The 14,556-nt window shown below is 39.0% G+C and carries 10 protein-coding genes; 5 read left to right on the forward strand and 5 right to left on the reverse strand.

The annotated features are described in order from the left end of the window. Nucleotides 1-45 precede the first annotated feature (45 nt). Together CYG50_RS07950 and CYG50_RS07955 are read right to left on the reverse strand one after the other, a co-directional pair. Nucleotides 46-483: an META domain-containing protein gene (locus CYG50_RS07950; protein ID WP_102140370.1), complete on the reverse strand. Its 438-nt coding sequence runs from the start codon at nucleotides 481-483 to the stop codon at nucleotides 46-48. A 14-nt stretch (nucleotides 484-497) separates the two neighbouring features. After that, the gene (locus tag CYG50_RS07955; RefSeq protein WP_102140389.1) at nucleotides 498-1,496 is read right to left on the reverse strand and encodes a 2-hydroxyacid dehydrogenase; all 999 of its coding nucleotides are present in this window, start codon (nucleotides 1,494-1,496) and stop codon (nucleotides 498-500) included. A gap of 234 nt (nucleotides 1,497-1,730) precedes the next feature. On the opposite strand from CYG50_RS07955, the gene CYG50_RS07960 reads away from it, so the two are divergent. Genes CYG50_RS07960 through CYG50_RS07970 form a run of 3 tightly spaced genes read left to right on the forward strand, consistent with a single transcriptional unit; the run spans nucleotide 1,731 to nucleotide 4,878 of the window. Then, nucleotides 1,731-4,328 (forward strand): YdbH family protein, encoded by a 2,598-nt coding sequence (locus CYG50_RS07960; RefSeq protein ID WP_238706835.1) that lies wholly within the window; start codon nucleotides 1,731-1,733, stop codon nucleotides 4,326-4,328. A gap of 11 nt (nucleotides 4,329-4,339) precedes the next feature. Beyond that, the gene (locus tag CYG50_RS07965; protein ID WP_102140371.1) at nucleotides 4,340-4,552 is read left to right on the forward strand and encodes a YnbE family lipoprotein; all 213 of its coding nucleotides are present in this window, start codon (nucleotides 4,340-4,342) and stop codon (nucleotides 4,550-4,552) included. Further along, the gene (locus CYG50_RS07970) at nucleotides 4,549-4,878 is read left to right on the forward strand and encodes a YdbL family probable chaperone protein (protein ID WP_102140372.1); all 330 of its coding nucleotides are present in this window, start codon (nucleotides 4,549-4,551) and stop codon (nucleotides 4,876-4,878) included. The genes CYG50_RS07965 and CYG50_RS07970 overlap by 4 nt, the downstream gene beginning before the upstream one ends. 79 nt (nucleotides 4,879-4,957) lie before the next feature. Here CYG50_RS07970 and CYG50_RS07975 read toward each other — a convergent pair whose 3' ends face one another. After that, entirely contained in the window at nucleotides 4,958-5,557 is a 600-nt protein-coding gene (locus tag CYG50_RS07975; RefSeq protein ID WP_102140373.1) for an FMN-dependent NADH-azoreductase, read from the reverse strand. Nucleotides 5,558-5,772: 215 nt separating this feature from the next. Between CYG50_RS07975 and hrpA the strand changes: the two genes are divergently transcribed. Further along, nucleotides 5,773-9,672, forward strand: a complete 3,900-nt coding sequence (gene hrpA / locus CYG50_RS07980; protein ID WP_102140374.1) for an ATP-dependent RNA helicase HrpA — start codon at nucleotides 5,773-5,775, stop codon at nucleotides 9,670-9,672. 320 nt (nucleotides 9,673-9,992) lie between these two features. Here hrpA and CYG50_RS07985 read toward each other — a convergent pair whose 3' ends face one another. Continuing rightward, nucleotides 9,993-11,333, reverse strand: a complete 1,341-nt coding sequence (locus CYG50_RS07985) for a basic amino acid/polyamine antiporter (protein WP_375373121.1) — start codon at nucleotides 11,331-11,333, stop codon at nucleotides 9,993-9,995. Between the two features lie 352 nt (nucleotides 11,334-11,685). Then, nucleotides 11,686-12,636, reverse strand: a complete 951-nt coding sequence (gene ydgH, locus CYG50_RS07990) for a DUF1471 family protein YdgH (protein ID WP_102140376.1) — start codon at nucleotides 12,634-12,636, stop codon at nucleotides 11,686-11,688. Nucleotides 12,637-13,021: 385 nt separating this feature from the next. On the opposite strand from ydgH, the gene pntA reads away from it, so the two are divergent. After that, on the forward strand, nucleotides 13,022-14,551 hold the full coding sequence (gene pntA / locus CYG50_RS07995; protein WP_102140377.1) for a Re/Si-specific NAD(P)(+) transhydrogenase subunit alpha: 1,530 nt from the start codon (nucleotides 13,022-13,024) through the stop codon (nucleotides 14,549-14,551). Nucleotides 14,552-14,556: the final 5 nt, after the last annotated feature.

Consider the following 14,556-nt stretch of genomic DNA (forward strand, 5'->3'; position numbering starts at 1 on the left):
TTTTGGCAAACGTTTACCGCCTCTAAAAGAGGCGGGTTGTATTCGTTAATTGACGTAGTCGCGTAGTGTATATACTAACTTGTAATGGCCTTGAGTTAACACTAGTTTGTTGTTTTTCAATGAAATTATCGCACCTTCAGACAGTGCTCGATTTATCATTGAATCCCATTTGGATAAATCTTCATCAACGCATTCGAGTTCAGTCCTACTTAAATTTTTTACGGTAATTTTTGCGTTTTTGATATTGCCAAATCCGTTGAAATCATTACACATTGATGCAGAAACAAACATTTTTTCGCCAAAAGCAAGGAAAGGGGCGGTCTGTTTACTGTTAATCGTCTTACCATTTACTTCAGTTAAAATAAAACGGTGGTGCATCAATTTATTTTCAAGTGCTTGGTCATCATTACGCGCATTGACTTGATGAGTTTGGCATGCTGCTAGCAATAAACCCAAAATAGTAAGTGGAATTAGGCGTTTCATAATCCCAGATCCAACTATGCGTTAACAATATTAGGGCAAGTTTCCCCACAACTAATTTGACGGATATTATTTAGCGTAGTTTGACTGATACTTGTTAATGCTTCTTCTGTTAAAAACGCTTGATGCCCAGTAAATAACACATTATGACAAGAAGAAAGTCGACGAAAAACATCATCCTGTATTACGTCATTAGATTTATCTTCGAAGAATAAATCACGTTCATTTTCATATACATCCATACCTAATGCGCCAATTTTTTGTGATTTTAGTGCATTAATGGCGGCAACAGAATCGACTAACGCACCTCGACTTGTATTGATGATCATGACCCCATTTTTCATCTTCTTGAATGCATTTTCATCGAGTAGGTGATGATTTTCAGGTGTTAATGGGCAATGAAGAGAAATAATATCTGATTGTTCATATAGAGTATCTAAGTCAACATATTCAGCACCCAAATCTAAAACAGCTTGGTTCGGGTATGGGTCATGTGCGAGTAAACGCATTCCAAAGCCCTTTAAAATACGTAGCGTCGCTTGGCCAATTTTCCCGGTACCGATAATGCCAGCAGTGCGGTTATGCATATTAAACCCCGTTAATCCCTCGAGAGAGAAATTTGCATCTCGTGTACGCTGGTACGCCCGGTGGATCCGGCGATTAAGGCATAGCATCATCCCAACTGCGTGTTCTGCAACGGCTTCAGGAGAATAAGCAGGGACTCGAACAACTTGGATACCTAATTCTTTAGCTGCTTGTAAATCAACATTGTTAAAGCCAGCACAACGTAAAGCTAAAATTCGAATATTGAGTGCGGCAAGTTCTTCTAAAACAGCACGATTAGCTTCGTCGTTAACGAAAATACAGATAGCGTCGGCACCAACAGCATTTTTCGCTGTCTGAACCGTCAATGGAAAATCAAAATATTCAATACTAAAATTAAATCCAGAATTTTGATTAACTTGTTCCATGTGCTTGCGGTCATACTGTTTGGTACTATAAGAAACAATTTTCATCATAAAGACTCCAATTTTTAGGAACCAATTAGAAAAGAGTAGGTAAAAAGGTGTACCTACAAAATATAAACTCAGAATAAGACAATTAAGTTTGTAAATCACCTATAAATTAAGAAAATAGGTATCTGTTTACGATTGAATGTGGTTTATCTTTGTTAGTATCGCGTTTAATGAGACGATTTTGCTGAAATTTATCATTTGCGCTACAGAACAATTCAGACAAGGGACGTAGTAATGCAGTTAATGAAAAGAGCATTCAGAATATTACTCTGCTTTTTGGGTGGAAGCATTGCTCTCTTAATACTTTTATGGATAACGATATCCCATTGGGCTCCTGTTGTTGCATCATACTATCTTCCTAAGCCATTTAAACTGTCGTTTTCAGAACCAAGAATTAGTCATGGCCAATTGGGTATAGCAAGTATCAGTATAACAGCAAACAATTGCACATTGGTTCAATTGAATAGCACAAGGCTTTCTGTCTTTCCCTTGCATGCTATTGTGGATGGCCTTGATATAAAAACTGAATGTTTAAGCGCTCTTGAGCCAACTAATGAAACAGTTAATGAACCAATTAACATTGAAGAGCTTATCGATAATATTCCTGTTTTTTCATTAGTCATAAATAATGCCAACATACAGCCATGGAGTGATTACCAAGGCAGTATCTGGTTACGTAAAAATCAGGCTAACCCTCTAGAATTTGATTTTAGCGGCGACAATTTAAGGTTGTCATCTTTAATAAACAGGGAACACCAATTAGTCATTCAAAATTTTTTAGCATTTCTACCAGAACAAAAGCAAACAATAGAATTATTTGGTGATGTGCAACTCCCCTTAATGGCAAATCAGCTTCCAGAAAAAGGCGAGCTGAATGCTTATTTTAAGTTAATCAACCCAGAAAAATTCTTACAAGCTAAATTCAGTTGGTTGAATGACCAAGGCGTCCTTAGTGTCATGGATACAGACACTAAGGAAGAATTGCTTTATTTACCATGGTTACTATCGCCTTCTAGAATACAAATAGCGCAAGGGAAGTGGCAATGGAAAGAAGCAGATATTCCTTTACAAGGCGGTATCAGCCTTCAAGTTGATAACTGGGATAATACATTAAGTGAAATGGTATTTTCAGGGCGTATTAATATGCTCACACAAGCAAAGAAAGGGAAAGCCAATATTGTCTTAACTGTGCCATCTACCCAGATAAATTTACTCGATGCTGATATTAACTTTAGGTTACATGGCCAAGTTAAATATGATGATATGGTGCTGGATATTAATTTACCAGCCAAGGTTTCAGGCCAGTTAGCCACACCAAAAGTTTCTTTTTTATCCAGTTCATTATTAAGAGCTTATGGCCGTCTCTCTGAAACACTGGTTCTTAACGAAGTTAGATTACCACTCGCGGGGACATCGCTAGGTGAAGATGGCATTTCAGGGCGTTTGCAAGCTATTCTAAAAATTAAAGAGCAATATTGGGGGGATTTTGATATTCATTTGGATGGTAAAGCTGATAAATTCACCTTGGATAAAGGAAAATGGTTTTGGAATTATTGGGGAAATGCCAACTTGCCGTCATTATCGGCTAATTGGGATATTAAGGGTAATGGAAGTTGGCAGGACACTTTAATCACATTAAATAGCTTAAATACAGGGTTTGACCAAATACAATATGGGCTCTTATCGATGAGGGCTCCGCGTTTACAACTAAGTAAGCCATTAGTTTGGCAACGTGATCAGAATAAAGCCAATTTTAATGGACAATTACAGCTTACCAGTGAACGAATGCAATTTGGTACTGAAAGTTATCTACCAAAAATTACATTAAATGCGGATCTTAGTGGAAAATCTCCCGCTGAATTTCAACTTAAAGGTGATTTAAGCACTAAAGATGTCGGGCCAATCGTCATATTTGGGCGCTGGGACGGAGAAAGATTAAGAGGGGAAGCGCGTTGGCCTGAACAGTCAGTCACGGCTTTTCAAACATTAATTCCTGCTGATCTTGGAATTGAATTAAAACAAGGAAAATTATTTTCTCAAGCTGCTTTTTCAATAACACCAGAAGATGGTTTTATTGCAGGAGGACACTGGCGTGTAGAAAATACTAGCCTTTGGTTAAAAGATGGTGAGTTATCAGGATTAGACTTTGTTTTACCATGGCGTTTAAAACAAAGTACTTGGACTTTAGGGGGGAAGGCGCCCGTTGAGTTACGTATTAAACAGCTCAATAATTTATTTGAATTGACGGATATTAAAGCCGATCTTTCTGGCTCATATCCACCAACGGAAAATATGCCGTTAAAACTGACTAATGTGGGCTTTAAAACCTTAGGGGGTGAGGTATCGATGGATTTACTGCGCTGGCCACAAATCCATGCCTCCTCAATAAAATTAAGACAGATTGAACTTAGTCAGTTATTTACCATATTAAAAGTGTCACAATTTGCTGTTTCAGGTAAAGTTAATGGTGAGTTACCTTTTTATTTAAATAATCCAGAGTGGATAGTTAAAGATGGGTGGTTAGAAAATAGTGGGCCATTAACGTTACGGCTAGATACTCAATTTGTTGATTCCATCCGAGAGGATAATATATCTGCGGGTTCCGCTATGGGGTGGCTACAATATTTGGAAATAAAACGCAGCCGTACAGACGTTAATGTTACAAACTTAGGGTTGTTAAACATGAAAACAATCCTTGAAGGATATAACACGCAAGAAAAGAAAAAACGTGAAGTTCATTTGCATTATCAACATGAAGAAAATATCTTTCAATTATGGCGTAGTTTACGATTTGGTAGCTCTTTAGAAGAGTGGTTGGAAAAAAATTTATAATGAGCATAAGAATGAACGTGAAAATATTAAAATTTACTACAGCTATATCGATTGCGTTATTGTTATCAGCTTGCTTACGAGTTGAGGTCGCAACACCGGATAAGCCCATCAATATTAATATGAACGTAAAAATTGAACATGAAATCCAAATAAAAGCGGATAGGCAAGTAGAAGAATTATTAAAAGAAAATAGTGATTTGTTCGGAGAGGTAAATCCCAAATGAGTCGAATTATCAAAGTACTAGCGCTATGTTCATTATTGACTACTTTTCAGGCTGTAGCAATTACAGTGGATGAAGCCAAAGAAACAGGCCTATTGGGGGAAACGCTGTCGGGCTATTTAGCTCCGATTAATACGAGTAATCAGGAGGCTACTAAACTAGCGGCACAAATTAATCAAGAACGAGAAAAAAGATACAGCGAAATTGCTGCAAAAAATAACCTAAAAACAAATGAGGTCGCTAGGATAGCAGGGCAAAAACTCGTAGAACGGGCAAGTTCTGGGGAGTTTGTGCGTGGCATTAATGGCCAATGGTTACAAAAGAAATAAAAAGCGCACTCAGAAAGTGCGCAAAATATAACAATGGTAGTTTTGGGTTTTAATAATATATGACTTAAAAGACTATATCTTAAGCGATAATAGTATTTATATGACTTTGTGCTTGTTGATGTGCTCGTTCAACGGACTCTTGGCCTAACGATGTTCCTTCAGCAAAAACGAACTCAACGTCTGTAATGCCAATGAAATCTAAAAATAATGTTAAATAAGGCACCATGGTATCTGTTGGTGTGCCTTTATAGATACCACCTCGGCTCGTTAATATATAGGCACGTTTGTCTTTTAATAAGCCGACAGAACCTTGTTCTGTATATTTAAACGTGTGGCCTGAGCGAGCGATAAAGTCGAAGTAATGTTTTAAGTGGGAAGAAATCGTAAAGTTATACATTGGGGCTGCAATAACAATTATATCGTGAGCTTTAATTTCCTCAATTAACGTATTTGACAGGTCCAAATGTGCTTGTTGTTGTTCTGTTTTCGTGTCACTTGGGCCAAAAGCTGCTAAAATTTCACCGTCAATCGCTGGAATTGGCTCTTTGACTAAATCTCGTACAGTTACTGTATCTGCTGAGTGTTTTTCCTGCCATTGTTGAATAAAGTAATCTGCCATTTTATTGCTTTGTGAATAGTCAGCCAGAATACTTGATTTCAATAGTAATACTTTACTCATGTGTTCCTCTATTTTTAGGTAAAACTTTATTGGTAATGATACGTATGGTGTAACTGATTGATAGGAAAAAAATTAGATAGCCTTCTTCAAAAAAATTGATGGTATTTTTATGTGATAACAACAATTAAAAAATAAAAACGAAATTTAGCCCTTACAAATTACGAAGTGGGTTGGCTAGCGTGTATTGAAATTTATTAAAGATAAGGATTTAACAGGTGAAATCCATTCTGACGGCATTAACTGCTGATATTGGACAAACTTCATTACGTGACCAATGGTTGCTAAAGAAAAGAGTGCAGGGTATTGCAAAGATCCAGAACGAAAAATCGCGCTCTGCGGTACTTGACGCTATTAAAATAGATATTGAAAAGGCCAAACAAAAAGTTGAAATTAAACGATTAAACTCACCTAAAATTGTGTATCCAGATAATTTACCGGTTAGCCAGAAAAAAGACGTTATTTTAGATGCCATTAAAAAGCATCAAGTTGTTATTATTGCAGGTGAAACTGGGTCAGGTAAAACAACGCAGATCCCAAAAATTTGCCTGGAACTTGGCAGAGGGGTTCTAGGGTTTATTGGGCATACACAACCAAGACGGTTAGCTGCACGCTCAGTCGCAACACGTCTTGCTCAAGAGCTTGAATGTGAATTAGGTTCAAATGTTGGTTATAAAGTCCGTTTTAGTGACCAAGTGAGTGAAACGACTCAAGTCAAATTGATGACTGATGGTATCTTGCTTGCAGAATTACAAAATGACAAATTGCTGTTGCAATATGACACTATTATTATCGATGAGGCTCACGAAAGAAGCCTTAATATCGACTTTATTTTAGGTTACTTACGTCAATTATTACCGAGACGTCCTGATTTAAAAGTGATTATTACATCGGCAACCATTGATCCTGAGCGTTTTTCGAAGCACTTTAGTCACGCTCCGATTGTTGAAGTATCTGGGCGAACTTATCCCGTTGAAGTTCGTTATCGCCCTATTATTGGAGAGCAAAACGATAGTGACCGTGACCAAATTGATGGGATCATAGATGCGGTAAATGAACTGTCGGTTGAAGGTAATGGCGATATATTGATTTTTATGAGTGGTGAGCGGGAGATCCGTGATACTGCTGATGCGTTATCAAAACTTTCTTTACGTCACACTGAAATTTTACCTCTTTTCGCAAGGCTCTCTAATAGTGAGCAAAATCGCATCTTCCATCCTCATGGGGGGCGGCGGATCATTCTTGCAACAAACGTAGCAGAAACATCATTAACTGTACCGGGTATCAAATATGTCATTGATACCGGTTATGCGCGAATTAGTCGTTATAGTTACCGAACAAAAGTGCAACGCCTTCCTGTTGAAGCTATTTCTCAGGCTTCAGCTAACCAACGTAAAGGGCGCTGTGGCCGTGTTTCTGATGGGATTTGTATTCGTTTATACTCAGAAGATGACTTTCTATCACGTCCAGAATTCACGGATCCTGAAATTTTACGGACGAATTTGGCATCAGTTATATTACAAATGACTTCTATTGGTCTTGGTGATATCTCTGCATTTCCATTTGTGGAGGCTCCAGATAAACGTAACATCCAAGATGGTGTGAAATTACTGGAAGAACTAGGTGCAATTAAGTCCCACAAACAAGCGGATAAAGGCTATCAATTAACGGATACAGGTAGGCAACTAGCCCAGCTTCCTGTTGACCCAAGGCTCGCTCGGATGGTGATTGAAGCTCGTAAACATGGTGCAGTACGTGAAACAATGGTGATTGTTTCTGCATTATCAATTCAAGACCCGAGAGAGAGACCGTTAGAAAAACAGCAAGCTGCTGATGAAAAACATCGGCGTTTCCATGATAAACAATCAGACTTCTTAGCCTTTTTAAACCTTTGGGATTATTTAAAAGAACAACAAACGCAGCTTTCTAACGCCCAATTTAGAAAAATGTGTCGCCAAGATTTTCTAAATTACTTACGTATTCGAGAATGGCAAGATTTGTATACCCAATTGAGACAAGTGGTGAAAGAACAAGGTTTTGCCATTAATAGCTCTGAGGCTGATTTTCGGAGTATTCATGTTTCGCTATTGGCTGGTTTGCTTTCACATATTGGCCAAAAAGACGCGGATAAACACGAGTTCACTGGGGCTAGGAATGCACGTTTTACTATTTTTCCAGGGTCGGGTCTATTTAAAAAACCACCCAAATGGGCAATGGTAGCGGAACTTGTTGAGACATCGAAATTATGGGGGAGAATTGCCGCATCCATCGATGTTGAGTGGGTTGAACCCTTAGCTGAACATTTAACTAAACATAGTTATAGTGAACCTCATTGGTCAAAATCTGAAGGTGCGGTAATGGCATCAGAAAAAGTGACGCTATATGGGCTACCTATTGTTGCATCAAGGCAGGTTAATTATGGGAATGTTGACCCATTACTGTGCCGTGAATTGTTTATTCGTCATGCATTAGTTGAAGGGGATTGGGCTACTCGTCACGCATTCTTTAAAGAAAATCTGAAGTTATTATCTGAAGTTGAAGATTTGGAGCATAAATCACGTCGGCGTGACATTTTAGTTGATGATGAAACATTATTTGCATTTTATGACCAACGGATCCCGAATGATGTGATTTCCTCCCGTCATTTTGATAATTGGTGGAAAACGGCATCTAAGCAACAATCTGACTTGTTAAGCTTTGAAAAGAGCATGCTGATTAAGGAGGACGCCAGTAATGTTTCGGCACTTGATTATCCTAACTATTGGCATCAAGGGGATTTAAAATTTCGGTTGAGTTACCAATTTGAACCTGGAACTGATGCTGATGGTGTGACGGTACATATACCTCTTGCTGTATTAAATCAGGTTCAGAATATTGGCTTTGATTGGCAAGTTCCTGGGCTGCGTCATGAGCTAATCGTTGCTTTAATTAAATCACTACCTAAACCTATTAGACGAAATTTTGTCCCTGCACCTAATTATGCTTCTGCATTTTTAGAACGAGTACCAGAGCCTGAAGGCAGTGTATTGGATAAACTTGAACGTGAATTACGCCGTATGACGGGTGTCACTGTTGAACGCGAATCATGGCAATTAGCGCAGCTTCCAGCCCATTTAAAAATGACGTATCGTGTTGTAGGTGACAAAAATAAAACTGTTGCAGAAGGGCAAAATCTTGATGAGCTAAAAAATAGCTTAAAAGAAAAAGTGCAAGAAACATTATCTGAAGTTGTGGATGACGGCATTGAGCAACACGGGTTACATATTTGGAGTTTTGGCGAGTTGCCTCAACGTTATGAGCAAAAAAGAGGCGGATATTCCGTTAAAGCTTATCCTGCGTTAGTCGATGAGAAAAATAGCGTTGGTATCAAGGTATTTGAAACCGAATTGGAGCAACAGCAAGCTATGTGGGCCGGAGTACGTCGGTTATTGCTGTTAAACATTCCATCGCCAATTAAATATCTACATGAAAAACTACCAAATAAATCAAAATTAGGTCTGTATTTTAACCCTTATGGTAAGGTATTAGAGTTAATTGATGACTGTATTGCTTGTGGCGTCGACCAAATAATTGCTGATTTTGGTGGCGCGGTATGGGATGAAGTGCAGTTTGAAAAACTGAAAGAGTTTGCACGTGCAGAATTAAATGATGTGGTTGTTAATATTGCTAAGCAAGTTGAACAAATATTAACAGCGGTGTTTGCTATCAATAAACGTCTAAAAGGGCGGGTTGATTTTTCGATGGCGATAGCGTTATCGGATATAAAAACACAAATGTCGAATTTGGTATTTAAAGGTTTTGTGACCACTCATGGTTGGAAGCGCTTACCTGATATTCTTCGTTATTTAAATGGGATAGAGCGGCGATTAGAAAAATTAGCGATTGACCCTAACCGAGATCGTGCTCAAATGAGTAAGGTAGAGCATGTTCAGAATATGTGGCAACAATGGCTAGTTAAATTATCTCCAATTCAGAAAAATATGCCAGAAGTTCAAGAAATTCGTTGGATGATTGAAGAACTGCGAGTTAGCTTGTTTGCCCAACAATTGGGAACTCCGTACCCAATATCGGATAAGCGGATCATACAGACGATGGAGCACTTGTCTCAACAACTGTAAGAATGATTATTTTACTCGTTGACGCTTCACATATTATTTATGTGAAGCGCTTTTCCTTTTTTAGTCAGTTTGGGCTTTTTAGTTACAACATACAAATAGATTGTAAAAATATAAGCATCTGAGATCGTACAACAGTAATTTTCACCAGTATAAGGGAAGTGAAATGGTAATAGGGGATTAATACTAGAAGATTATTGAAGTATTGAAGTATTGAAGTATTGAAGTATTGAGATCTTGAGGTTTTGAGTGTGTGGAAAATAGGAAATTACAGTAAATAGGGCTTAAATTTACGCATCAAAATTAAGCCCTTTGGTACAAAGCTAAACAACTAAATAATAGAGTGCTGGAATAGCAGCGATAGCAATTGCATAAGCCATGATTTTTTCAATCATCTTTAATGGTACTTGGTTGGTTTGTTGCTGACGAGCATAGAAAAATATCAAAATACCAGGGGCATACAAAACAACGGATAATAGTAAATTAATTAACCCTGAAGCATAAATCAGCCATAAACCATAAAGGCTAGCAATAGCTCCAACCGCAAATAATGCTTTATTATGACGCTCAAAAGCCACTTTGACTAAAAATGCACCGACAAGGAAATAGGGGACTAAAATCATTTCGGAAGCTATAGTAAGTAATGTATTGTAATTACTTCCACTAAGCCAAATAAGAACTAAAGAGAGTTGCACAGCACCATTAGTGAGCCATAAAGAAGAGGATGGCGCATCATTTTTATTTAGTTTGTTGAATATTTTAGGAAATGATTGATACTGCGCGGCGATATAAGGCACTTCAGCGGCCATAATGGTCCAACTTAGATAAGCTCCACAAACAGAGATAATGAGGCCAGCCGCAATAATAATATCACCACTCGAACCAATTAAATCTATCATGAGAGGAGCCATGGATGGATTTTTTATTTCTGCAAGTTCAGCTCTAGGCATGATACCAAGAGAAAGTAAGGTAACGAGTATATAGATAATTAAGGCGGAACTGACAGCAAAAATTGTTGCTAAGCCAACATCACGGCGGTTTTTAGCTCTAGCTGAAACGACAACAGCCCCTTCAATACCAATAAATACCCACAGGGTAATCAACATAGTATCTTTGACTTGCTCCCAAACAGGAACGCCAAATTCGATACCACTGAAATCTGCATTGAAAATATCAAGTCTAAATGCCAAAAAAGCTAATACAATAAATAAGCCAAGGGGAACTAATTTTGCCATTGTAGCGAGTTTATTAATTCCAGCGGCTGTTTGTACTCCACGAAGCACTAAATAGTGAACAAACCAGAGAAGTATTGATTCTCCGATTAGGGCTTGCCATGTGTTCCCATCACCAAAAATGATGTTATCAGGGGTATCAGTAAAAAAACTGATTGCTGCGAATACGATAACAAGATAAGACACATTGGCAACTACCGCACATAGCCAATAACCCCACGCAGAGCAAAAACCAATTAATTCCCCAAAGCCGACTTTGGCGTAAGTAAATATCCCACCATCAAGGTCAGGTCGTATACGAGAAAGCAACAATAAGGCAAATGCTAAAAAAAGGATGCCCACACCAGTAATTGACCAGCCGATTATTAATGCGAGAGGGCTAGCCACTTCAGCCATATTTTGAGGGAGACTAAAAACACCGGCACCAACCATCGAGCTAAGAACTAGCGCCGTTAGAGCGGTAAGACTCAAAGTATTTTTCAAAGTAAATCCTGAACGTTCAGAAATCAAAAGTTAAAATGACGTTAAAATGCCATTACAATAATTAGTTTAACTAGAAGCCATAAAAAAAGTAGACAGAATGACTGCATGTTTTCAGTGTGTGGATTCTACGAACGAAATGAGAGATATGCAATGGTAATGTATGCATTTTTTAAGGTGTTTTATGCACTTTCTTAAAAGAATGAAGGTGGATAGTGTGTGAGATGTGATTTAACGGAAACGAAGTGAATAAAAACAAAAAAACCAGCCGAGAAGGCTGGTTTTAGTATCACAGAATATTGAACTATTTAAACAAGTCAGCACTGATGGTGACACTTCCACCATTAGATTGCCATTCTCTTGTAATATGGAAATATTTAGCCCCTTTTGCTTCCGCACGTTTTGCTATTTGGTAACGTACTTCAGGCGTATTGGTGTAATATCCAGAGAATGTTATAGAGTCAAATGGAACCATTTGAGCCGCGGCTGTTTTGTTGACTTCTTCGATAACATAACCACTTGGCAGGGTCACACTAGTACGACCCGGTTGACTGCTAGAGGTTTCAAAGAAGCGTCCGACTGCGGTTGTTGGTTCTTCAGAAGATGCAACACCAGGAATGCGAACTTTTTTAGCAGCTTCACCACCTTCAGCTAATAGAGCACGGCCAGCGTCTGAATCAGCAGGAACCACTGCGTCTTCATTCAGTACTTGTCGCTTCGGCGCATCTTTCTTATAGATATAAGCTGTCGCTAATGTGTTTCCACCATCATTCATTGCGATATTACGAACCACATAGAACGAAGCTGCATTTTTCTCAAGGGCTTTTTTTGCAATAGCCTCATACAGGTCTGGTTGAGAAGGGTAAAAACCACTTACCGTAACAGTATCAAAAGGTTCATATTCGGTTGCATCCGCTTTTGACATTTCCTCAACACCACCGAATACACGACGCTTCGGTGAATCAACTTCTGGTGCATCTTTTGCGTAGACGTCTGCAACAACACGCATGTTGCCACTATCACCTACATCATCAAGGCTTTGAATGTAAAAGGCATACGCCCCCATTTTATCAGCCCTACGGGAAACTGCATCAGATGCTTCATAAATAGCATTAAAGCGCCCGGTAACTGTTATACGCTCATAAGGTTTTAATTCAGTAGCCTGTTTTGGCGTCAATTCAACAGCCGCCTGAGTAGCAGTTATACTAGTTAATGACAGCACCGCGGCTGCGATGACCGTAGTTTTCAGCTTCATACAAAATCCTTCCGCCTTGCGCAATTTATTATAAACATGCTGAATCTTAGTTGTATCACATGTACGTGATTATTACACGTAACAGAACCTGTTGTCTCATGATTTTATTTTTATGAGAAATAAATAATTATTGACTAGTTAAATTTACCAGATTTTTTAAAGTATCCAGTATTTTATTGACCTAAAACTAAGATTTTCACTGCGAATTCCATTTACTGTCTAAGAATCGAGATCAATTATGGATCAAGACGCTTATTTTCAGTAGGTTATTAGAACATTAAAAATCTGTTTATGCACAAAATAAGACTTTTCTCTGTGATGATGGTCATTATTTTAGCAAACACCCTATTAACAACATTACTTCAGGCATTAAAAAGGGAACATTATGCGTATTGGTATACCAAGAGAACGACTTGCCAATGAAGCGCGTGTTGCAGCTACGCCATCAACAGTGACTCAACTACTTAAATTGGGTTTTTCTGTGTGTGTAGAGCAAAATGCGGGTCATTTAGCTAGTTTTGATGATGTAGCATATGAGCAAGTGGGTGCCGAAATCGTTGATCGTGATACTGCATTTGCTGCGGATATTGTTTTTAAAGTCAACGCACCTCTGGATGATGAAATTCCTCTGTTAAAAGAAGGAGCAACACTGGTGAGTTTCATTTGGCCAGCACAGAATGCTGAGCTAATGGAAGCTTTAAAGGCTAGAAATATTAACGTGATGGCGATGGATGCGGTACCACGTATTTCACGTGCTCAGTCACTTGATGCGCTTAGCTCAATGGCAAATATTGCAGGTTACCGTGCAATTGTTGAAGCTGCTCATGAATTTGGCCGTTTCTTTACGGGGCAAATCACCGCGGCAGGTAAGGTGCCACCAGCGAAAGTCATGATCATTGGTGCTGGGGTTGCTGGCCTTGCTGCAATTGGTGCTGCGGGTAGCTTGGGTGCCATTGTACGTGCCTTTGACACTCGCCCTGAGGTAAAAGAGCAAGTTCAGAGTATGGGTGCTGAATTCCTTGAGCTAGATTTCAAAGAAGAGGCTGGCAGTGGCGATGGTTACGCCAAAGTGATGTCAGAAGCATTTATAAAAGCGGAGATGGAACTGTTCGCTGCACAGGCGAAAGAAGTCGACATTATAGTGACCACGGCACTTATTCCAGGCAAACCAGCGCCTAAATTGATTACCAAGGAAATGGTTGAATCAATGAAGCCGGGAAGTGTGGTTGTCGACTTAGCGGCTCAAACGGGTGGTAACTGCGAATTAACCCAAGCTGACAAATTAGTCGTGACCGACAATGGTGTGAAAATTATTGGTTACACAGATTTGCCAAGCCGTTTGCCAACACAATCATCCCAGTTATACGGCACCAACCTTGTTAACTTGATGAAATTACTGTGTAAAGAAAAAGATGGCGAAATTAATATTGATTTCGACGATTTGGTTATTCGCGGTGTAACGGTGATTAAACAAGGTGAAATCACGTGGCCAGCGCCCCCAATTCAGGTATCTGCTCAGCCGCAGGCGAAACCGCAAGCGGTGGAAAAAGTTAAAGCACCTGAGAAAAAGATGTCACCGACGGTAAAATATGGCTTGATGGCATTAGCTATCATCTTGTTTGGTTGGTTCGCTAATTCAGCGCCAAAAGAGTTTTTATCGCACTTTACTGTATTTGCATTAGCTTGTGTGGTTGGTTATTACGTGGTGTGGAATGTGACTCATGCATTGCATACACCGCTAATGTCAGTCACTAATGCTATTTCAGGGATCATCGTCGTGGGCGCCTTGCTTCAGATTGGAAGCGGTGGCTGGGTAAGCTTCTTATCCTTTATCGCCATATTGATCGCGAGTATCAATATTTTCGGTGGGTTTACTGTAACTCAACGCATGTTAAAAATGTTTCGTAAAGGATAAGGGGT

This window comes from Providencia huaxiensis (assembly GCF_002843235.3).
Taxonomy (GTDB): domain Bacteria; phylum Pseudomonadota; class Gammaproteobacteria; order Enterobacterales; family Enterobacteriaceae; genus Providencia; species Providencia huaxiensis.

Excerpts from the sequence above, each read along its gene's own strand:
- CYG50_RS07985 (WP_375373121.1), bottom strand. The coding sequence starts at position 11,333 with ATGGTTGGTGCCGGTGTTTTTAGTCTCCCTCAAAATATGGCTGAAGTG.
- CYG50_RS07970 (WP_102140372.1), top strand. The coding sequence starts at position 4,549 with ATGAGTCGAATTATCAAAGTACTAGCGCTATGTTCATTATTGACTACT.
- CYG50_RS07965 (WP_102140371.1), top strand. The coding sequence starts at position 4,340 with ATGAACGTGAAAATATTAAAATTTACTACAGCTATATCGATTGCGTTA.
- CYG50_RS07975 (WP_102140373.1), bottom strand. The coding sequence starts at position 5,557 with ATGAGTAAAGTATTACTATTGAAATCAAGTATTCTGGCTGACTATTCA.
- CYG50_RS07960 (WP_238706835.1), top strand. The coding sequence starts at position 1,731 with ATGCAGTTAATGAAAAGAGCATTCAGAATATTACTCTGCTTTTTGGGT.
- CYG50_RS07950 (WP_102140370.1), bottom strand. The coding sequence starts at position 483 with ATGAAACGCCTAATTCCACTTACTATTTTGGGTTTATTGCTAGCAGCA.
- pntA (WP_102140377.1), top strand. The coding sequence starts at position 13,022 with ATGCGTATTGGTATACCAAGAGAACGACTTGCCAATGAAGCGCGTGTT.
- CYG50_RS07955 (WP_102140389.1), bottom strand. The coding sequence starts at position 1,496 with ATGAAAATTGTTTCTTATAGTACCAAACAGTATGACCGCAAGCACATG.
- ydgH (WP_102140376.1), bottom strand. The coding sequence starts at position 12,636 with ATGAAGCTGAAAACTACGGTCATCGCAGCCGCGGTGCTGTCATTAACT.